Annotated in this window: 18 protein-coding genes and 2 tRNA genes; 14 read left to right on the top strand and 6 right to left on the bottom strand. The window is 68.8% G+C overall.

Features of this window, described 5'->3' with window-relative positions; genetic code table 11:
• Positions 1 to 34 precede the first annotated feature (34 nt).
• Positions 35 to 1,378, top strand: a complete 1,344-nt coding sequence (locus ABL843_RS14095) for a purine-cytosine permease family protein (RefSeq protein WP_418120251.1) — start codon at positions 35 to 37, stop codon at positions 1,376 to 1,378.
• Here ABL843_RS14095 and thiD read toward each other — a convergent pair.
• Positions 1,323 to 2,171 carry a bifunctional hydroxymethylpyrimidine kinase/phosphomethylpyrimidine kinase gene (gene thiD, locus ABL843_RS14090; RefSeq protein WP_418120250.1) on the bottom strand — a complete coding sequence of 283 codons (849 nt, stop codon included), beginning with the start codon at positions 2,169 to 2,171 and terminating at the stop codon, positions 1,323 to 1,325. The genes ABL843_RS14095 and thiD overlap by 56 nt on opposite strands.
• 35 nt (positions 2,172 to 2,206) lie before the next feature.
• Between thiD and ABL843_RS14085 the strand changes: the two genes are divergently transcribed.
• The 9 genes from ABL843_RS14085 (at position 2,207) to ABL843_RS14045 (ending at position 9,525) form a co-directional block, all read left to right on the top strand.
• The gene (locus ABL843_RS14085) at positions 2,207 to 3,298 is read left to right on the top strand and encodes an FAD-dependent oxidoreductase (protein ID WP_418120249.1); all 1,092 of its coding nucleotides are present in this window, start codon (positions 2,207 to 2,209) and stop codon (positions 3,296 to 3,298) included.
• Positions 3,295 to 3,498 carry a sulfur carrier protein ThiS gene (gene thiS, locus ABL843_RS14080; RefSeq protein WP_418120248.1) on the top strand — a complete coding sequence of 68 codons (204 nt, stop codon included), beginning with the start codon at positions 3,295 to 3,297 and terminating at the stop codon, positions 3,496 to 3,498. The genes ABL843_RS14085 and thiS overlap by 4 nt, the downstream gene beginning before the upstream one ends.
• A gap of 18 nt (positions 3,499 to 3,516) precedes the next feature.
• Positions 3,517 to 4,329 (top strand): thiazole synthase, encoded by an 813-nt coding sequence (locus ABL843_RS14075; RefSeq protein ID WP_418120247.1) that lies wholly within the window; start codon positions 3,517 to 3,519, stop codon positions 4,327 to 4,329.
• Positions 4,326 to 5,261: a thiamine phosphate synthase gene (locus ABL843_RS14070; RefSeq protein WP_418120246.1), complete on the top strand. Its 936-nt coding sequence runs from the start codon at positions 4,326 to 4,328 to the stop codon at positions 5,259 to 5,261. Before ABL843_RS14075 ends, ABL843_RS14070 begins: the two co-directional genes overlap by 4 nt.
• A 5-nt stretch (positions 5,262 to 5,266) precedes the next feature.
• Complete coding sequence (locus tag ABL843_RS14065) at positions 5,267 to 7,426, top strand: TonB-dependent siderophore receptor (protein WP_418120245.1); 2,160 nt, start codon at positions 5,267 to 5,269, stop codon at positions 7,424 to 7,426.
• 48 nt (positions 7,427 to 7,474) lie between these two features.
• Positions 7,475 to 7,550, top strand: a tRNA-Asn gene (locus tag ABL843_RS14060).
• A gap of 165 nt (positions 7,551 to 7,715) precedes the next feature.
• Positions 7,716 to 7,791, top strand: a tRNA-Asn gene (locus tag ABL843_RS14055).
• 132 nt (positions 7,792 to 7,923) lie between these two features.
• Positions 7,924 to 8,784 (top strand): AraC family transcriptional regulator, encoded by an 861-nt coding sequence (locus ABL843_RS14050; protein WP_418120244.1) that lies wholly within the window; start codon positions 7,924 to 7,926, stop codon positions 8,782 to 8,784.
• Between the two features lie 339 nt (positions 8,785 to 9,123).
• Positions 9,124 to 9,525 carry a GreA/GreB family elongation factor gene (locus ABL843_RS14045; RefSeq protein ID WP_418120243.1) on the top strand — a complete coding sequence of 134 codons (402 nt, stop codon included), beginning with the start codon at positions 9,124 to 9,126 and terminating at the stop codon, positions 9,523 to 9,525.
• Between the two features lie 15 nt (positions 9,526 to 9,540).
• Here the strand turns inward: ABL843_RS14045 and ABL843_RS14040 are convergent, their stop codons facing one another.
• Positions 9,541 to 9,759 (bottom strand): hypothetical protein, encoded by a 219-nt coding sequence (locus ABL843_RS14040; protein ID WP_126019206.1) that lies wholly within the window; start codon positions 9,757 to 9,759, stop codon positions 9,541 to 9,543.
• A gap of 470 nt (positions 9,760 to 10,229) precedes the next feature.
• Here ABL843_RS14040 and ABL843_RS14035 point away from each other — a divergent pair, with 470 nt between their 5' ends.
• Positions 10,230 to 11,123 carry a CsgG/HfaB family protein gene (locus ABL843_RS14035; protein ID WP_126019203.1) on the top strand — a complete coding sequence of 298 codons (894 nt, stop codon included), beginning with the start codon at positions 10,230 to 10,232 and terminating at the stop codon, positions 11,121 to 11,123.
• Between the two features lie 33 nt (positions 11,124 to 11,156).
• On the opposite strand, the gene ABL843_RS14030 is transcribed toward ABL843_RS14035, so the two are convergent.
• On the bottom strand, positions 11,157 to 11,561 hold the full coding sequence (locus ABL843_RS14030) for a GFA family protein (RefSeq protein WP_418120242.1): 405 nt from the start codon (positions 11,559 to 11,561) through the stop codon (positions 11,157 to 11,159).
• Positions 11,562 to 11,666: 105 nt separating this feature from the next.
• Between ABL843_RS14030 and ABL843_RS14025 the strand changes: the two genes are divergently transcribed.
• The 3 genes from ABL843_RS14025 to ABL843_RS14015 all read left to right on the top strand — a co-directional run bounded on the left by ABL843_RS14025 (position 11,667) and on the right by ABL843_RS14015 (position 15,353).
• Positions 11,667 to 12,668 carry a helix-turn-helix transcriptional regulator gene (locus tag ABL843_RS14025; protein ID WP_418120241.1) on the top strand — a complete coding sequence of 334 codons (1,002 nt, stop codon included), beginning with the start codon at positions 11,667 to 11,669 and terminating at the stop codon, positions 12,666 to 12,668.
• A gap of 125 nt (positions 12,669 to 12,793) precedes the next feature.
• Positions 12,794 to 13,480 (top strand): response regulator, encoded by a 687-nt coding sequence (locus ABL843_RS14020; RefSeq protein WP_126019195.1) that lies wholly within the window; start codon positions 12,794 to 12,796, stop codon positions 13,478 to 13,480.
• Between the two features lie 40 nt (positions 13,481 to 13,520).
• Positions 13,521 to 15,353, top strand: coding sequence for a sensor histidine kinase (locus ABL843_RS14015; protein WP_418120240.1), 1,833 nt, complete (start codon positions 13,521 to 13,523; stop codon positions 15,351 to 15,353).
• 16 nt (positions 15,354 to 15,369) lie between these two features.
• Here ABL843_RS14015 and ABL843_RS14010 read toward each other — a convergent pair whose 3' ends face one another.
• The 3 genes from ABL843_RS14010 to ABL843_RS14000 form a co-directional block, all read right to left on the bottom strand.
• The gene (locus tag ABL843_RS14010) at positions 15,370 to 15,672 is read right to left on the bottom strand and encodes a hypothetical protein (protein ID WP_418120239.1); all 303 of its coding nucleotides are present in this window, start codon (positions 15,670 to 15,672) and stop codon (positions 15,370 to 15,372) included.
• 15 nt (positions 15,673 to 15,687) lie between these two features.
• Positions 15,688 to 17,172 (bottom strand): DegQ family serine endoprotease, encoded by a 1,485-nt coding sequence (locus ABL843_RS14005; protein WP_418120238.1) that lies wholly within the window; start codon positions 17,170 to 17,172, stop codon positions 15,688 to 15,690.
• A gap of 92 nt (positions 17,173 to 17,264) precedes the next feature.
• The gene (locus ABL843_RS14000; RefSeq protein WP_418120237.1) at positions 17,265 to 18,602 is read right to left on the bottom strand and encodes an ATP-binding protein; all 1,338 of its coding nucleotides are present in this window, start codon (positions 18,600 to 18,602) and stop codon (positions 17,265 to 17,267) included.
• Positions 18,603 to 18,615 lie beyond the last annotated feature (13 nt).

The raw sequence follows: 18,615 nt of genomic DNA, 5'->3' as shown, positions 1-18,615 counted from the left end.
CCACCTGCCAAACCTTTTGCACTGGAGCAAACGGATGGCACACGACGACAAGAACAACGATGCCGCTGGCGTCTCGAACGAGGCGCTGACGCCTCTGCCCGCCTCGCGGCGCGTGTTCGGCTGGCAGGACCATGCCTCACTCTGGTTCAGCCTCGGCGTGGGCCTGCTTGTGATGCAGATCGGCGCCTACCTGGTGCCGGCCGCGGGCACGCGCGACGCAGCGATCGCCATCGTGCTCGGCTCCTGCATCGGCGCGGGCCTGCTGGCCTGGACCGCGCGGCTGGGCTGCCAGAGCGGCCTGGCGAGCGCCGGCCTCATGCACGCCACCTACGGCAGTGCCTTCGCGCGGCTGCCGGTGCTGCTCAACATCGTGCAGCTGGTGGGCTGGACCACCTTCGAACTCGTGGTGATGCGCGAAGGCACGCAGGCCATCGGCCAGACGGTGGTGGGGCCGGCGCTGGGCAGCTTCTGGGGCGGCGTGCTGACGACGTTGCTGTGGGGCGCGGTGCTGCTGGCGCTGCTCGCCGGCTCGATGGTGAAGCTGGTGCGGCGCTTCGTGAGCCGGTTCGGGCTGCCGCTGGTGGTGCTGTCGCTGCTGTGGCTCACGTGGCAGTTCGCGGCGCAACTGCAGGCCAAGGGGCTGGACGCCTTCTGGGCGCGCCCCGGCGACGGCACGATGGGCATGTTCAGTGCGCTCGACCTGGTGATCGCGATGCCGGTGTCGTGGCTGCCGCTGGTGGCGGACTATGCGCGGCACGGCAAGCGCAGCTCCGGCGGCCTCGGCGGCGCATTCGGCGGCACCTGGATCGGCTACGCGGTCGCGAACGTCTGGTGCTATGCGCTGGGCGTGATGGTGGTGAGCGTGGCCGAACCGGGCACGGGCCTCGTCACCGCGCTACTGCTGGCCCAGGGCGGCCTGGTGGCGCTGGGCCTCATCCTCATCGACGAGCTAGACAACGCGTACGGCGACGTCTACTCGGGCTCGGTCTCCACGCACAGCCTGCTGCCGCGCTGGAGCGTGAAGCGCTGGGGCCTGCTGCTGGCTGCCCTGTGCATCGCGCTGGCGCTGGTGCTGCCGATGCACACGCTGGAGCCCTTCCTGCTGCTGTTGAGCTCGGTATTCGTGCCGCTGTATGGGGTGATCATCGGCCGGCTGGGCAGCGGCGAGGCGGTATCGCCGCAAGGCGCGCGGCGCAAGATCGACTTCGGCGCGGCACTGATCTGGATCGCGGGCATCGCCGCATATCACGCGCTTGCCAAGTGGGCGCCGCAGTTCGGCTCCGCGCTGCCGACACTGGCCGCGACTTTCGCGCTGGCCTGGCTCAGCCGGCCTTCAACGGCAGCCGGTGCGTCGGCACTGGCGCAAAGCCGTGGTTGAGCGGGCCATGACCCGCGCCGATCTTCACGTCTGCACCTGCAGCCATCGCGCCGAGGATGTAGGCGCGCGCCCTCTCGACCGCCTCGGGCAGCGTCGCGCCCAGCGCAAGGTGCGCGGCAATGGCAGACGACAGCGTGCATCCGGTGCCGTGCAGGTTGCGGCTTTCGATGCGGCCGGAGGCCAGTCGCTTGCGTTCGCCGCCGGCCTGCAGCAGCACGTCGACCACTTCGTTGCCCGGCAGATGGCCGCCTTTGAGCAGCACGGCCTTCGCGCCGAGCGCCAGCAGTTCGTCGGCCGCGCCGTCGAGTGCATCCACGCCTTCGATGGCACGGCCGACCAGCAAGGCGGCTTCGTCGAGATTGGGCGTGACGACCACGGCGCGCGGGAACAGCTCACGCACCAGCACCTGCACCGTCTCGGCAGCGATCAGGCGGTCGCCGCTGGTGGCGACCATCACGGGGTCGAGCACCACGTTCTTCAGCTGGTAGCGGTCGATGGCCCAGGCCACCACTTCGACCACCTCGGGCGCATGCAACATGCCGAGCTTGACGGCATCGACACCGATGTCTTCGACCACGGCCTGGATCTGCGCCCTGAGGAAATCGGGCGGCACGCCGTGGATACCCGAGACGCCCAGTGTGTTCTGCGCGGTGAGCGCGGTGATGGCCGTCATGCCGTAGCAGCCCAGGGCGGCGAAGGTCTTGAGATCGGCCTGGATGCCGGCGCCGCCACCGCTGTCGGAACCGGCGACGGAAAGCACGCGTGCGTAGCGCTGAGTGGGCTCTTGGGTCATGCCGAAAATTATCGGCGACGCGAAGGAGCCCTGGCATGAGCCTTCCTTTCGACTCGGTCGCCATCCTCGGCGCAGGCCTCATGGGCCGGCTGATGGCGGTGACGCTGGCGCAGACCGGGTGCAAGGTCGATGTGTTCGAGGCCGGCAGCGCCGAGGCCGAAGGCGCTGCCGCGCGCGTGGCCGCCGCGATGCTGGCGCCGCTGGCCGAATCGGCCGTCGCACCGGTGTCTGTCGTGCGCATGGGGCAGCACGCGCTCGCGCGCTGGCCGGAGCTGCTCGCGCCGCTGGCACAGCCCGTGTTCTTCCAGCGCGAAGGCACGCTGGTGCTCTGGCATCGGCAGGACGCGGCCGAAGCAACGCGGCTCGCCCGCGTGCTCGCGAACACCGGTGCGCAGGTGCCCGAGCTGGCGCCGATGCAATCCGTCGACGCCCGCGCGATCGCCACGCTGGAGCCCTCGCTGGGCCAGCGCTTCGCTCAGGGCCTGTTCCTTCCGGGCGAAGGCCAGCTCGACAACCGCGCGCTGCTGGCCTCGCTGCTCGCCACGCTCGAGAGCAGCCCTCTCGTCACGCTGCACTGGCAATCGCCGCGTACGCCTTCGGACTTCTCGCCCGGAACGACAGGCCAGCCCGACTGGGTAATCGACTGCCGCGGCCTCGGCGCCCGTCCGCAGTGGAATGCTCTTCGTGGTGTGCGCGGCGAGGTGATCCGCGTGCATGCGCCCGAGGTGAGCCTGAAGCGACCGACGCGCCTCGTGCATCCGCGCTACCCGCTCTACATCGCGCCCAAGCCGGGCAACCTGTTCGTGATCGGCGCGACCGAGATCGAGTCGGACGACATGTCGCCCGCCAGCGTGCGCTCCACGCTCGAACTGCTGAGTGCCGCGTATGCGGTGCACAGCGGCTTCGCCGAGGCGCGCATCGTCGAGATCGCGACGCAGTGCCGGCCCACGCTGCCCGACAACCTCCCTGCCCTGCGCCTGCCGCAACCGCGCGTGCTGCAGATCAACGGCCTGTACCGCCACGGTTTCATGATCGCGCCCGCGATGCTCGACGCGGCGATGGAGGTTCTGACGCAGGGCCGCTCGCCTCTTGCGGAGAGCTTCGGCATGGAGACCCGAGACACATGACGATGAACATCCTGATCAACGACAAGCCCTTCACCCTGCCCGACCAGGCGATGCTGACCGACGCGCTGGCCGCGCTGCAGGCCACGCCGCCCTTCGCGGTGGCCGTGAACCGCGAATTCGTGCCGCGCTCGGCCTACGCCACGCGCGCGCTGAAACCCGAAGACCGCGTCGAAGTGATCCGCCCCGTGACGGGCGGCTGATTGATGGAGACAACAGAAATGACGACCCCGAACGACCCCTTGGTGCTCTACGGCGAGACCTTCCACAGCCGCCTGCTGCTGGGCACCGCGCGCTACCCCTCGCCCGACCTGCTCGAAGCCGCCGTGAAGCGCGCGAAGCCTGCGATGCTCACTGCCTCGCTGCGCCGGCAGACGGCCAGCCAGGGCTCGGGCAACAGCGAGCTCGGCAACGGCTTCTGGGAGCTGCTGCGCAAGCTCGCGGTGTCGGTATTGCCCAACACCGCCGGCTGCCACAGCATTCAGGAGGTGGTCGCCACCGCGCAGATGGCGCGCGAGCTGTTCGACACGCCGTGGATCAAGCTGGAGCTGATCGGCGACGACTACACGCTGCAGCCCGACACGCTGAACCTGGTCGACGCGGCCTCGCAGTTGATCCGCGAGGGCTTCAAGGTACTGCCCTACTGCACCGAGGACCTCGTGCTGTGCCAGCGCCTGGTCGACGTCGGCTGCCAGGCGGTGATGCCTTGGGCCGCGCCCATCGGCACCGGCCGCGGACCGGTCAACCCCTACGCGCTGCAGGTGCTGCGCGACCGCCTCAAGGTGCCGATGCTGGTGGATGCTGGCCTGGGCCTGCCTTCGCACGCCTGCCAGGTGATGGAGTGGGGATACGACGGCGTGCTGCTCAACACCGCCGTCGCGCTGGCGCAGGACCCGGTCGCGATGGCCGGCGCCTTCGCCGACGCGGTGCAGGCCGGGCGCAGCGCGCATCGCGCCGGCGCCATGGCCGCGCAGGAGGCCGCGCAACCCAGCACGCCCGTGCTCGGCACGCCTTTCTGGCACCACGAATCATGAGCACCACATTCGACTCCGGCGCCATCGCGCAGGCCATCGTCGCTGCGCACGGATTGCGCTTCGGCGCGATCACGTCGGCGCCGGTGAGCGCGCCCAGCTTCTCTTCCGACGATCCGGTGTATCGCGGCGCCAAGCGCGCGTGTTCCGCACTCGGCTTCATCGAGATCGACGCCGAATGCCTGGCCCTCGCATGGACCGCGCAGACAAAGCGCCTGAGCAGCTTCGATGCTGCGTTGTGGCCCGACGCGCCGGAGGACTTCGGCATGCGCCCCTTTCCGCCCACCGCGCGCGACGACGCGTTTCCGCCCTGCCCCGAGCGGCTCGGCCTCTATGCCGTGCTGCCCGATGCCCAATGGGTCGGCCGCATGGCGCGCGCGGGTGTGCCGACGGTGCAGCTGCGATTCAAGTCGGACGACGGCGCCGCCATCGAACGCGAGGTGCAGGCGGCCGTCGAGGCGGTGCGAGGTACCGGCGCGCTGCTCTTCATCAATGACCACTGGCAGGTGGCCATCGCGGCCGGCGCCTATGGCATCCATCTGGGCCAGGAGGATCTCGACGCGCTCTCGCCCGAAGACCTCGACCGGCTGCGCGCCTCCGGCCTGCGTCTTGGCGTCAGCACCCACGGCTATGCGGAGATGGTGCGCGCCGACAAGGTAAGCCCGAGCTACATCGCCATGGGCGCGGTGTACCCGACCACGCTCAAGAAGATGGCGACCGCGCCGCAGGGCGTGGCGCGGCTGGGCGCCTATGCGCGGCTGCTGCGCGGCTATCCGCAGGTCGGCATCGGCGGCATCGATGCGGTGCGGCTGCCGGAGGTGCTGGCGACCGGCGTGGGCTCCGTCGCCGTGGTGCGCGCGCTCGTCGCGGCCGACGACCCGGAAGCCACGGCTGCACAATGGATCGCCGCCATCGATGCCGCTGCGGGCAAATGAACAGAATGAAAAAGACAGAGCTTCCCTTCGATTCTTCCGGCCGGCATCGGCTGTCTCCCGTCTCGCGTGCGCTGGCAGCCATGCTCTTTGCGGCGGCATGTTCAGCGCATGCGCAGCAGCAATCCGCGCTGCCGGAGATCACCGTCAGCGAAGGCACGGCCGCGTCGCAGGCCGACGTGAGCGGCTTCGGCGACGTGCCGCTGCGCGAGCTGCCGATCTCGGCCACGGTGATCGACAGCCAGCAACTGCAGGCCAGCGGCGCGCGACGGCTCGCTGACCTCACGCAATTCGACGCCTCGGTGACCGACGCCTACAACTCGGCGGGCTACTGGGACTACCTCACGGTGCGCGGCTTCGTGCTCGACAACCGCTTCAACTACCGGCGCGAGGGCCTGCCGATCAGCGCCGAGACATCGATTCCGCTCGACAACAAGGAGCGCGTCGAGATTCTGCGCGGCACCAGCGGCATACAGGCCGGCACCAGCGCGCCGGGCGGGCTGGTCAACTACGTCGTGAAGCGGCCCACCGAGCAGGACCTGCGCACGGTGCGCATCGAGACTTCAAGCCGCGGCAGCCTGCTGGGCGCCATCGACCTCGGGGGGCGCTTCGGCGAGAACAGGCAGTTCGGCTACCGCATCAACGTGGCGAGCGAAAACCTCAAGCCGCTGACGCACAACCTCGACGGCAACCGCAACCTGTTCTCGCTCGCAGCCGACTGGCGCATCACGCGCGACTCGGTGCTGGAGTTCGAGATCGAGCAAAGCCGCAAGACGCAGCCCAGCCAGAACGGCTACAGCCTGCTGGGCAGCGTGCTGCCGGCGCCGGTGGATCCGCGCATCAACCTCAACAACCAGCCGTGGTCGCAGCCCTCGGTGTTCAAGGCGCTGACGGGCACGCTGCGCTTCAGCCAGGCGCTGAACGCCGACTGGCGCTGGAGCGCGCAGATCGGCCAGCAGCGGCTGAAGAGCGACGACCGACTGGCCTATGCCTTCGGCTGCGGCGCCGAAGGCAACTACGACCGCTACTGCTCCGATGGCACCTTCGACGTCTACGACTTCCGCAGCGACAACGAGCGCCGCACGCTGACGGCCGGCAGCATCAATCTGAAAGGCAACGTGACGACGGGCAGCGTGAGGCACGAACTCGGCTTCGGGCTGATGCAGAGCCGCGTGCGCAATCGCTTCGACAACCAGGCCTACAACTACGCGGGCACCGGCAACATCTGGGGCACGGCCGTCGTGCCGCCGGCTCCGGATGCCACCACGCCGCAGACCAACCGGGACGAGCGATCGACCGAGTTCTCGGTGCAGGACGCGATCCGCTGGAACGAGCGCTTCACCACGTGGCTCGGCGCGCGCCATACGCGGCTCGACCGCAGCAGCATCGGCAACGACGGCTCGAATCCGACCGGCTACAAGCAGGACGTGACCACGCCATGGATAGCGGCGAGCTACGCTTTCCAGCCGGGGCTGCTGGCCTATGCGAGCTGGGGGCGGGGAGTCGAGTCGCAGGTGGTGCCGAACAGGATCTCGCAGTACAGCAACGCGGGGCAGGCCCTGCCCGCGCTGCGCTCGCGTCAGTGGGAGCTTGGCCTCAAGGGCGGCAACGACGCCTTCAACTGGCAGCTCGCATGGTTCGACATCTCGCGGCCGCTGACCAACATGGACCTGTGCAGCGGCTTGTGCGAGGTGCGCAACGACGGCAAGGCGGTGCATCGTGGTCTCGAAGCGGGTGCGCAGTGGAACCAGGGGCCTTGGCGCATCGGTGGCAGCGTGACGCTGATCGATGCGAAGCGGCGCGGGAGCACGGCCAATCCGGCGCTCAACGGCGAGTCGCCCACGAACGTGCCCAAGCAGGTGCTGCGCGCGCAGACCGCCTACCGCTTCGCATCGGTGCCGGGCCTCGAGGTTGCGGGACAGCTCTCGTACGAAGGCCGCCGCAACGTGCTGCCTGATGGCTCGATCACGCTGCCCTCGTGGACGCGCGTCGATGCCGTGCTGCGCTACGACACGAAGCTGCGCGGCGCGAACGCGAGCTGGACGCTGTCGGTCGACAACCTGTTCGATCGCCGCTACTGGAAGGAATCGCCCTACCAGTTCGGGCATGTCTACCTGTTCCCTGGCGCGCCGCGCACGCTGCGTCTGGGGCTGAGCGTTGCACTTTGAACGCGTTGCCGAAAGTCATGAAAAATGACGCTATAATCTAAGGCTTGTTCCTCGATAGCTCAGTCGGTAGAGCGCCGGACTGTTAATCCGTAGGTCCCTGGTTCGAGCCCAGGTCGAGGAGCCACCACAAAGCCGCAAGGCCTCTGGATGCCCCGCTACCCACAAGGTAGCGGGGCATTTCATTTGAAGTGGTGCGCGGTGTTTCTTGCAGGCAATCGTCGCATCGATGCAAAAAATGCAGTCGAAGCGCCGAGATCGGCAAATCCATTGCATATAATTTAAGGCTTGTTCCTCGATAGCTCAGTCGGTAGAGCGCCGGACTGTTAATCCGTAGGTCCCTGGTTCGAGCCCAGGTCGAGGAGCCACCATCAAGCCGCAAGGCCTCTGAAGAGCCCGCTGTCTTTACGGACAGCGGGCTTTTTCTTTGGTTGCTCCGCTGACCCATGTGAGCAAAGTCGGCTAAGTGCCCCTCGCACGAAAGGCGCACACTCGCGCGCATGGAAAGCAGCCGCCGGATCGAGCAGGACTACCGCGCCCGCGTGGCGCGCGCCGTCGCGGCCATCGTTGCCGATCCGATGGCCGAGCACCGGCTCGAAGACCTCGCGCGGCTCGCGCACTTCTCGCCCTTCCACTTCCACCGCGTCTATGCGAGCGTGGCCGGAGAAACCGTGGCGGCCACAGTGCGGCGCGTACGACTGGCGCTCGCCACCCGGCTGCTGGAAGCCGGCGACCAGAGCATCACGCAGGTCGCGCTGGCCGTGGGCTACGAAAGCCCGCAGGCCTTCACGCGCGCCTTCGGCCAGTTCACCGGACAGTCGCCGCGCGCATTCCAGCAAAAGATGGTGCGGGCGATTCTCGATGTCGATGCGTTGCCTCAACCCGATGACGGCGTCGCCGCGCCAGCCGTGCGCATCGTCGAACACCCGACGCGACGGCTGCATGCGCTGCGGCACCAGGGGCCGTTCTCGACCATCCCTCACACTCATCGGCGGTTGCGCCAGCACGCCGGCACGGCCCGCATCACGGACCGCTGGGGAGCGTCTTTCGACGAGCCGGAGGGCAGCATCGGCTTCAGGTACTACGCCGCCGTCGACTCTCCCGATGCCTGGCCGGAAGTCCCCGAAGTCGAGATGCTCGACATTCCCGGCGGCTGCTACGCGGCGCATCGGCTCGCGGGCCCGTACTCGCAGATCAACGCTGCCGTGCGCGCCCTCTACATCCGCTGGCTGCCCGCCAGCGGCTACGAGCCCGACGACCGGCCAACACTGGAGCACTACCTGAACTCGCCGCGGCAGGTCTCGCAGGCCGAGCTTCGCACCGACCTGCTGATTCCGATCCGCCGCACAGGCACGCCGTGAAACCGGCTAGCGCGGCTGGAACGCGATGAGCCCATGTCCGCCGCGCTTAACGGCAGTACATGCGGGGCCATTGCTTGATGGGCTCGTGGTGCATCCCTACACTCGTGCGGATGGCCCGTTCGTTCCACTCCCGCAAGCACGCTGCGCTCGAAGCAGCGCGTACCGGTGCCGTGGCGACGATGGCGGCCTACCGACGCACCTGCGCACTTTCCTGAGCCCGGCGGTCCGCTACCCTTCCTTCTGATGCGCGAACCATTGACCGCCGGGCACCCGCCGCGCGGCCGCGTCGCCGTTCATTTCCTTCGTTCCTGACGGCGCCGCACTCAACTGGAGTGCTTCATGCTTGCCACCATTCACGGGGAGCGCACGCTCACCGAACTCGACTTCGTCCGCCTCGGCAAACTGGCGGATCACCAGTTCCCACCGGCACTCGCCGAACTGCTCGACGCGGCGGACGTGCTGCCATCGCGCGAAGTCCCGCCGGACCTCGTGACGATGAATTCCCAGGTCGAGATCGAGGACCCGGCCACGGGCCAGCGCCAGCAGATCACGCTGTGCTATCCCGGCGACTCGCAGCCGGGCGCTGGCTTCGTATCGGTGCTGTCGCCCGTCGGCATCGGCCTGCTGGGGGTGAAGACCGGGGCGCTCGCCTGCTGGCGCATGCCCAACGGCATCGAGCGCTCTGCACGTGTGACCGCAGTGCTCTTCCAGCCCGAGGCCAGCGGCGACTACACGCGCTGAGGCAGGCCGTTTCTTTCAGTGCTTGATCACCGCGCTGGTCCGGTCCTTGGCGCTGTCGATGGTCGCGCTCACCGAGTTCGTGTTGACTGCCAGGGCCACCAGGATGGAGCCGACGAAAGCCGGGTCGGCCGCTGCGCTGAAGTTCGAAGCTCCCGCAATGGCCAGGGCCTGTTGCACCTGCTGGCGGGTCAGTTCCGCGGCTGCTTCTCCAACGATGTTCTTCTTGGTCGCCATCTGAAACTCCTGGAAGTGAAGGCCCGAATGTAACTTTCGGGACAGCGCATCCCGCGGCTTTTCCCTCCTGAGCCATTGGTACGGAAGCTCTCGTTGTTTCACGGTGTTCCTAAAAGTTTCCAGAGTAATAGAATCGCCGCGCCCCACCCGCCCGTCCCCCAAGCGCAGTGCGCCTGCCCGACGTCGCGGCCGGGCGATCGAGGACAGGGGCTGCTGCGGCCCGCACCTCCCACACTTCGGAGTCCGGCCGATACGCCGCCGCCCGCGCGGTGGAAAACACACGGCCGGGCCGCGCGTGAATGCACATGACTTTCGGCACTGGCGTGCCTGAATCTTGGGTCGTATCGTCGCGCGGTCGCCGGCGGCGCGTCGAATCGGGAGGTCATACAGGCCAGGGCAGATCCATCTTCGATCTTGACAAGTGACGTCCGCAACGGGCGCCGCATTCTTTTCACTTGACAGATCGGGACATGGCTTTTTCTAAACTTTCTCTCGCAAGCGCACTCGCCGGCCTGCTGGCCCTTTCGGGTTGCCAGACCATGGACATGCAAATGGGTAGCCAGTCGGCCAAGACCGTGGCCACCGGCAGCGCCGCCGGCGCCGCGACCTCCGGCGAAAGCAGCCAGCTCGAGCGCTGCGATTCGCCGCTGGGCACGGTCTCGCTGATCGAGAACGTGAACGCGGGCTGGTACACCATCCTCACCGGCGAGTACAAGCTGCCTCCCACGGCCAACCTGCTGCGCCTGCTGGTGCAGCAGTCGAACTGCTTCGTGGTGGTCGAGCGCAGCGCAGCCGGCATGAACGCGATGACGCGCGAGCGCGCGCTGATGCAGTCGGGCGAAATGCGCGGCGGCAGCAACTTCGGCCGCGGCCAGATGGTCGCTTCCGACTACGGCCTGTCGCCCGAGATCGTGTTCAGCAACAGCGATGCCGGCGGCCTGGGCGGCGCGCTCGGCGGCCTGGTGGGCGGCGGCCGCGGCCGCGCCATCGCCAGCCTCGGCGCGAGCCTGCAGACCAAGGAAGCCAGCGCCCTCCTGACGCTGATCGACAACCGTTCGGGCGTGCAGGTCGCAGCCGCCGAAGGCAGTGCTTCCAAGACCGACTTCGCGGGCTTCGCCGGCCTGGGCGGCCTCTCCGCCGCCGGTGGCATCGGCGGCTACACCCGCACGCCGCAGGGCAAGGTGATCGCGGCGGCCTTCATGGACGCCTTCAACCAGATGGTCCGCTCGCTGCGCAACTACAAGGCGCAGACGGTGCGCGGCCAGGGCCTGGGCGGCGGCGGTCGTCTGGGCGTGGACGGCGGTGCCGCTCCCTCGCAGACCTCGGCACCGGGCGCCGCGCCGGCAACCCGCCGCCGCAAGTAAGAAGGCAGCAACCCGCCGGCCGACCCGCCTCGCTCAGAGGTAGCGCGTCTCGGCCGGCGCCTCGAACCAGTTGTTGTTGCGCCCGTCCATGTACCGGACGGGCGCCGTCGACAGTTCCTCCAGCGTCACGTCGTCCAGGCAGTTCACCGCGACGCTCACATAGGCGCCACCGATCTCGGGCACGTTGCCGCGCCCGAACGAACGCACGCCGCAGTTCCTGCAGAACAGCCACTCGGTGCTGTGCGAGTTGAACTGGTACAGCGACAGGTCCTCCTCCCCCGAAAGCAGCGTGAAGGCATCCGGCTTCACGATCGCGCCCCATGCGCGGGTCTTGGTGCAGATCGAGCAATTGCACTTGCCCGTGCCTTCGGCGAGATCGATCAGGGCCTGGAAGCGGACCTTGCCGCAATGGCAGCTGCCGTTGTACGTCTTCTTCATGGGTCTTCGTCCTGTGTTCCGCGGTGCGGAGGTGGTTGAGAGAAGAACCGAGGCTACGACCCATTGCGGACAGATTCTGTCCTCGATCAAAGGCATGATGCGCGCATGCTTTCCGCCACCGCACGCCTGATCCGGCTTCTCTCCCTGTTCCAGGCGCAACGCTCCTGGACGGGCGCCGACCTCGCCGCCCGGCTCGAGATCACCGAGCGCACCCTGCGCCGCGACGTCGACCGCCTGCGCAGCCTGGGGTACACGGTCGATTCCACCTCGGGCGTGGCCGGCGGCTACCGGCTCGGCGCTGGCACCGCGATGCCGCCGCTGCTGCTCGAGGACGAAGAAGCCATCGCCGTCGCGCTCGGCCTGGGCAACCCGGTGGGCGCCTCGGGCGACATCGAGAACGCCTCGATGCGCGCGCTGGCCAAGCTCGAACAGCTGATGCCGCCGCGCCTGCGCCGCCGGCTCGACAGCGTCCGCTCATCGGTGGTGCCGGTGATGCACGACAAATCGCCCGTGCGCCTGAAGGCCGTGTCCTTCCTCGCCGAAGCCTGCACCGACCGGCTCGAACTGCGCTTCGGCTACCGCGACCACCACGACGCCCTCACCGAGCGCACGGCGCAGCCGCATCGCGTGGTGCAGACGGGCCGGCGCTGGTACCTGCTAGCGTGGGACGTGGCGCGCGAGGACTGGCGCACCTTCCGCCTCGACCGCATCGTCGAGCCCGTGCCCACCGGCGAGCGCTTCACGCCGCGCCGGCTGCCCCATGGCGACGTGGCCGCCTACATGGAGCACGCACTGAAGGTGTCGCCCTACCTGCACCATGCGCAGATCGTGGTGCATGCACCCGTCGAGGCGCTGGAGCCCTATCTCGGCTGGGTCGGCGGCACGCCGCAGGCTGTCGGCGACGGTTCCACCCGCATCGCCACCGCGGCCAATTCGCTCGATGCGCTGGCCGTGTGGCTGGGCTGCCTGCCGCACGATTTCGAGGTCGAGTCGCCTCTGGAGCTGGTCGGGCACATCGCGCTCGTGGCAGGGCGGCTGGCCAGGGCGGCAACCGGCAAGACATCCCATAGGCCACCGAAAGCGGTAGGCCGCCTCCCCCGTATATAGGATGGGCAGCGAGCGGGCAGCCCCCTACCCTTTGCGGCATCAGCAACCCAGGTCTTTTCCCCCATGCGCCCTGTCACCACGCCATGCATGAGCGCATGCAGCTTCTTTCCGGGCCCGGTCCACGCATGACTGCGGAAACACAGGTCGCCCTCGTCGAAGACGACACCGGCATGCGCGAGCGCATCTCGCGCGTGGTCGACGCAGACCCGTCCCTGAGCCTGGCCTACAGCGCCTCCAACGCCAGCGACATCCTGCGCTGGCTGGTCGACAACCCGATCGACGTGCTGCTGGTGGACCTCGGCCTGCCCGACCGCCCCGGGCTGCAGGTGATCAGCCAGTGCCGCAACATGCAGCCGGCCTGCGCGGTGATGGTGCTTTCGATCTTCGGCGACGAGGCCAACATGGTCCAGGCCTTCGAGGCCGGCGCCAGCGGCTACCTGCTGAAGGACGGCACCGAGGCCGACCTCGCCACCCACATCCGCCACCTGCGCGCCGGCGGCTCGCCGATGTCGCCGGTCATCGCGCGCAAGCTGCTGCGCCGCTGGCAGGCGCACTCGGGCGGCGCGCCCAGGGAACAGGCCGCGGCCAAGGCGGCTGGCACGCCGACGGTCGTGCCCGAGCGCCTGTCGCCGCGCGAGTTCGAGGTGCTCGACCTGGTCTCTCGTGGTTTCACCTATGTCGAAGTCGGTGTGCAGATGGGAGTCTCGGCCTCGACTGTCCAAACCCATATCCGCAATATCTACGGCAAGCTGGATGTGCACAACAAATCGGAAGCTGTGTTCGAGGCCCGCAACCTCGGCTGGCTTCCCTAGCGTAACCGCCGGCGGCCTCTGCCGCCTGCTGCTCGCCGCCTTGTGCCTGTGGCTCGCCCTGGCGTCGGCGGCCTCCCATGCCGACGCAGCGGAATCGCCCGACGCTTTCGACGTTGCCTCGGCCGAGGCGGTGCTCGAACCCGACGGCCTGCCGGCGCAGCAGCGACGCGTGGAGATTCCCTTCCGCTGGGACCATGAATTCCCCGGGCGCGGCGGCAAGGCCACCTACCGCATCGAACTTCCCGCTTCCGCGGTGCCGGCCGGCAAGCCCGCCGCGCTGCTGCTCTCGGGCGCGGGCAACCAGGTGGCGATCTCGTTCAACGACGCGCTGGTGGCGAGCTATGGCACGCTGGGCTTGCCGAGCTACGACGCGTCCAAGAGCAACCTGCTGGTGCCGGTGCCGGCCGTGCTGCACCAGGCAGGCCAGCCACAGTCGCTGGTGGTGCGCACCACCATCCAGCGCCAGCGCGGCGCGGGGCTGGCCAGCATCGACTACGGCCCCGAGGCGTCGCTGGCAACGGTCTACCGCGCCCGGCAGAACTGGCGCAACACCTCGGCCATCGTCTATGCCGTCAGCCTGCTGCTGATGGGCGGCATCGCCGGCGGGCTGTGGCTGCGCCAGCGCGACGCGCTCTACGGCTGCTTCGCGCTGGCCGCGCTCTCGGGCGTGGCGCGCAACCTCGACCGCGTATGGCCCGACGTGGCCATTCCCTGGCCGCTGTGGGGCGCCATCGTGGCGGTCTGCTACGCCTGCCACATCGGGCTGATCGCGCGCTTCGTGCTGCTGGTGCTGGAGCGCAATCCGCCGTGGCTGGTGCGCTCGATCTACACGGCGCTCGCGCTGTCGGTCACGCTGGCCTGCGCCTCCTTCACCTTCGCGCAGCCGCTGCTGTGGACCGGCGGCCTCGTCATCCTGCAATGCATCAGCATCATCTGCCTGCCCTACGTGGTGTACGGGGCGCTGGTGGACCGTCGCCGTATCGCGGGCGTGCTGATGGCCGCGGGCACGCTGGCCATCCTGGCCGGCGCGCACGACCTGCTGCTGGTGCGCATGGGCCTCTTCGGCGGCGCCTACTACACGCTGACGGCGCACGCGATGTTCTTCTTCGTGATGATCCTGGCCGGCCTGGTGGTCGAGCGCTACAGCCGCACCGTAGCCGACTACCGCGCGCTCAACGCCAACCTCGCGGCCCGCGTGGCCGAGCGCGAAGACCAGTTGCGCGGCGCCTTCGAGACCGTACGCCAGCAGCAGCAGGAACAGGCCGTGCTGCTGGAGCGCCAGCGCATCATGCGGGAGATCCACGACGGCGTCGGCTCGCAGCTGGTCGGCCTCCTCAACGTGGTGACGCAGGCCAAACCGGACCGCACGGTGATCGAGGAACACGTGAAGCTCGCGCTCGACGAGATGCGCATGGCCGTCGATTCGCTGCAGCCCACGCACGACGACCTGGCCACCGTGCTGGCCACGCTGCGCTACCGCCTGCAGCCGCGGCTGGACGCCGCCGGCATCGAGCTGGTGTGGGACGTGGAAGTGATCCCGCAGCTGGAGCCTTTCGCCGCACAGGCGGCCCTGCAGCTGCAACGCATCCTGCTCGAAGCCTTCACCAACGTGCTCAAGCACGCGGGCGCCACGCGCATCGTGATGCACGCGAGCTGGCACGGGGAAGAGACGCCTTCGCTGGTGCGCATCATGCTCACCGACAACGGGCGCGGCCTGCCTTCGGCGCCGGCCAATGGCGGGAGAACCGGCCACGGCATCGCCAACATGCGGGCGCGCGCCCAGTCTATCGGCGCGAGGCTGCAGATCGAGACGGCGGACCCGGCCGCCGGCGGCACGCGCATGCAGCTCGACTGGCCCTGCTCGCCTGCCTGAGGCGCCGCGCAGCCGTTCAGCGCAGGGCAAAGGCCAGCGTCACCGCACCCAGCGCCAGCAGCCCGAGGCCGGCGATGAAGACCATCTCGCCCCAGGCCTCCAGCCGCGCGCCCAACCTGCGCGAACGCATCGAGATGAAAGACAGCAACGCGCTGGCCAGGAAGACCAGCGCGTCCACTGCGAGCAGGCGGTCGATCAGAAGCCGCATGTCGTCGCGCGGCCCCAGGTGCCCGATGGACATCACCGTCATGCACACGCCGATCATGGTCGCAGACGTGGGCAGGATGTGAGCCGAGAGGCTCTGGGCGGGCGACGTCATGCCTGCGGGGCGAACTCAACCGATACGCACCGGCACGAAGATCTTGTCTTCACCGCGCTGGATCAAGAGCGCGACCGACTTGTTGCTGGCCTTGGCCACCACCTCGCGCACCTGCTCCACGCTTTGCGCGGGCGTACCGTTGATGGCCAGCAGCACGTCGCCCGCCTGCACCCCGGCCTGGGCCGAAGGGCCGGCCGCGTCCTCGATCAGCAGGCCGTTGTCGACGGAGGCTTCGCGCTTTTCCTGCGGCTGCAACGGGCGCAGCGCCAGGCCCAGCTTGCCCTGTCCCACGTCGGCATCGGCCTTGGCGACCTTCGCGGGCTTGTCGCTCGCATCGCCGAGCTTGGCCTGCAGCTCCTGGCGTTCGCCCTGGCGCCACACTTCGAGCGTGACCTTCTTGCCGGGCGCCTGCTGGCCGATCACCGCGGGCAGGTCGCCCGAGGACACGATGGGCTGGCCGTCGACCTTGCGGATCACATCGCCCGCCTTCAGGCCGGCCTTGTCGCCGGGGCCGCCCTTCTCGATGTTCGAGACCAGCGCGCCTTCGGGCTTGTCGAGCTTGAACGAATCGGCGAAGGCCTGGTTCACCTCCTGCACCGCGATGCCCAGGCGTGCGTGCTGCGCCTTGCCGGTGGCGACGATCTGGTCCTTCACCTGGATCGCCACGTCGATCGGGATCGCGAACGACACGCCCTGGTAGCCACCGCTGCGGCTGTAGATCTGCGAGTTGATGCCGACCACCTCGCCGCGCGTGTTGAGCAGCGGGCCGCCGGAATTGCCGGGGTTCACCGCCACGTCGGTCTGGATGAAGGGCACGTAGCTGTCGTCGGGCAGCGAGCGGCCCTTGGCGCTCACCACGCCGGCCGTGACGGTGTTCTCGAAGCCGAAGGGCGAGCCGATGGCCAGCACCCATTCGCCGACCTTCAGGTCCTTGGTGTTGCCCAGCGCGAGCACCGGCAGGTTCTTCGCGTCGATCTTGAGCACCGCGATATCGGTCTTGGCGTCGGCGCCCAGCACCTTCGCGCGGTATTCGCGGCGGTCGGTGAGCTTGACGGTGACTTCCTTCGCGTCCTTCACCACGTGGGCGTTGGTGATGATGATGCCGCTGGGGTCGACGATGAAGCCCGAACCCTGCGCGCGCACCGGCACTTCGCGCTGCTGTTGCTGGCCGCGCGGATTCATCTGGCCCTGGAAGCGGCGGAAGAACTGGAACATCGGATCGTCCGGATCGATGCCCTGGATCTCGGCGGCTGCCTCGTCGTCGGAAGCCTTCATGGTGCCGGTCACGCTGATGTTGACCACGGCCGGGCCGTCGCGCGAAGTTATCGTCGAGAAGTCGGGCAGCGTGACCATGGCCGCGGGCGCGGTGGCGACGGCATTGGTGGTCGGCGCGCCCACGGCGCGGGCGCTGGTGTAGGCGCCGGCGCCGACCGCACCGATCACACCCGCACTTGCCAGGGCGATGGCCAGGGCACGGGGCGAAGTCAGACGTGAGTTCATTTGTCGGTTCCTTTCAAGGCGTATGGACGCAAAACGATGAAAGGAATGTCGCGGGTCTGACTTAAGCGCCGCTTAAACGGCGCGGCCGGGGCTCAGGCGCGCGCGGGAAAGCGCACCAGCACGCGCAGCCCGCCGAGGCTGGGCGACTGCTCCAGCGCCACCGTGGCCCCGTGCAGGTCGGCAATCGACTTGACGATGGCCAGCCCAAGGCCGCTGCCGGGCGCCTGGGATTCGCCCGAGCGGTAGAACCGGTCGAGCACCCGCTCGCGCTCCTCCGGCGGCAGGCCTGGCCCGCTGTCGTCCACGGTGAGTTCGGCCGTATCGCCCTTGCGCGCGATGCCGATGTCGACGCGGCCTTCCACCGGCGTGTACTTGATCGCGTTCTCCAGCAGGTTGCGCAGCAGCATCCGAAGCGCCTCGGACTGTCCATGCACCACCGCCTCTTCGGCATGGGCGATGCCGATGTCGATGCCGCGCGCCTGTGCGGCCGCCACGGCGTCGGACACCGCGAGCCGGGTTACCTCGGCCAGGTCCACCGGCTCGGGCTTCGCGCCGGCCGCCATGCTGGCTTCATGCCGGGCCAGCGCAAGCATCTGCTCGACCAGGCGCGTCGCCCGGTCGATGCCCGCCACCAGCCGGCTCACCGCCAGCTCGCGCGAGGCATCGTCAGGCGCGCGCTGCAGGCCCTGCACCTGCAGCTTGAGCGCGGCCAGCGGCGAGCGCAGCTCGTGCGCGGCATCGGCGACGAAGTGCTTCTGCGCGTCGAAGGCATGGCGTACGCGGTCGAAGAGCAGGTTCAGTTCCTGCACCAGCGGGCGCACCTCCTCGGGCAGGTTCTCCTCGCTCACCGGGGAGAGATCGTCGGCCTGGCGCGAGGCCACCTGCTTGCGCACCCGCGCTACCGGCGCGAGCGACTGGCTCACCACCCACCACACGACCAGCATCAGCAGCGGCGCCATCAGCGCCACCGGCGCGATGGTGCGCAGGGCCAGCGTGCCGGCCATGTGGCGCCGCGCGGCCATGTCCTGCGCCACCTGGATCACCAGGCTGCGTGTCTGCATCGAGAACACGCGGTAGGTGGTGCCGCGCGCGTTCACGTCGGCGAAGCCCAGCACCGCGAGCTGCGGCAGCGCTGCCTGCTCGGCGGATTCGAAGATGCGCGTGCCATCGGCCGTCCACACCTGCACGACGAAATCGAAGTTCTGCTCGGCGGCGCCCAGCCCGCCCACCGCAGCGCTCGGCGGCAGGCCGGCGCGCAGCGACAGCGCCATCTGCTGCATGTGATAGTCGAAGATGTCGTCGGCCTCGGCCAGCACCGTGCGGTAGGCCACCAGTGCCTGCGCCCCCGCCGCCAGCACGATGGCTGCGAGCAGGAACCACAGCAGCCGGGCGCGCAGCGAGCCTGTCAGAGAACCAATGACTCTGCTCATACACGCCCCCTTC

This window comes from Variovorax sp. 350MFTsu5.1 (genome assembly GCF_048302515.1).
Classification (GTDB): domain Bacteria; phylum Pseudomonadota; class Gammaproteobacteria; order Burkholderiales; family Burkholderiaceae_C; genus Variovorax; species Variovorax guangxiensis.
The sequence above is the reverse complement of the archived record's forward strand: the minus strand, read 5'-3'. Positions and strand labels throughout refer to the sequence as shown.

Bases quoted from the DNA above. Each gene is read 5' to 3' on its own strand.
- ABL843_RS14030 (WP_418120242.1), bottom strand. From the start codon at position 11,561: ATGAAGAAGACGTACAACGGCAGCTGCCATTGCGGCAAGGTCCGCTTC.
- thiS (WP_418120248.1), top strand. From the start codon at position 3,295: ATGACGATGAACATCCTGATCAACGACAAGCCCTTCACCCTGCCCGAC.
- ABL843_RS14020 (WP_126019195.1), top strand. From the start codon at position 12,794: ATGACTGCGGAAACACAGGTCGCCCTCGTCGAAGACGACACCGGCATG.
- ABL843_RS14075 (WP_418120247.1), top strand. From the start codon at position 3,517: ATGACGACCCCGAACGACCCCTTGGTGCTCTACGGCGAGACCTTCCAC.
- ABL843_RS14000 (WP_418120237.1), bottom strand. From the start codon at position 18,602: ATGAGCAGAGTCATTGGTTCTCTGACAGGCTCGCTGCGCGCCCGGCTG.
- ABL843_RS14025 (WP_418120241.1), top strand. From the start codon at position 11,667: ATGCTTTCCGCCACCGCACGCCTGATCCGGCTTCTCTCCCTGTTCCAG.
- ABL843_RS14040 (WP_126019206.1), bottom strand. From the start codon at position 9,759: ATGGCGACCAAGAAGAACATCGTTGGAGAAGCAGCCGCGGAACTGACC.
- ABL843_RS14085 (WP_418120249.1), top strand. From the start codon at position 2,207: ATGAGCCTTCCTTTCGACTCGGTCGCCATCCTCGGCGCAGGCCTCATG.
- ABL843_RS14070 (WP_418120246.1), top strand. From the start codon at position 4,326: ATGAGCACCACATTCGACTCCGGCGCCATCGCGCAGGCCATCGTCGCT.
- ABL843_RS14065 (WP_418120245.1), top strand. From the start codon at position 5,267: ATGAAAAAGACAGAGCTTCCCTTCGATTCTTCCGGCCGGCATCGGCTG.
- ABL843_RS14095 (WP_418120251.1), top strand. From the start codon at position 35: ATGGCACACGACGACAAGAACAACGATGCCGCTGGCGTCTCGAACGAG.
- ABL843_RS14050 (WP_418120244.1), top strand. From the start codon at position 7,924: ATGGAAAGCAGCCGCCGGATCGAGCAGGACTACCGCGCCCGCGTGGCG.
- ABL843_RS14010 (WP_418120239.1), bottom strand. From the start codon at position 15,672: ATGACGTCGCCCGCCCAGAGCCTCTCGGCTCACATCCTGCCCACGTCT.
- ABL843_RS14045 (WP_418120243.1), top strand. From the start codon at position 9,124: ATGCTTGCCACCATTCACGGGGAGCGCACGCTCACCGAACTCGACTTC.
- ABL843_RS14035 (WP_126019203.1), top strand. From the start codon at position 10,230: ATGGCTTTTTCTAAACTTTCTCTCGCAAGCGCACTCGCCGGCCTGCTG.
- ABL843_RS14005 (WP_418120238.1), bottom strand. From the start codon at position 17,172: ATGAACTCACGTCTGACTTCGCCCCGTGCCCTGGCCATCGCCCTGGCA.
- thiD (WP_418120250.1), bottom strand. From the start codon at position 2,171: ATGACCCAAGAGCCCACTCAGCGCTACGCACGCGTGCTTTCCGTCGCC.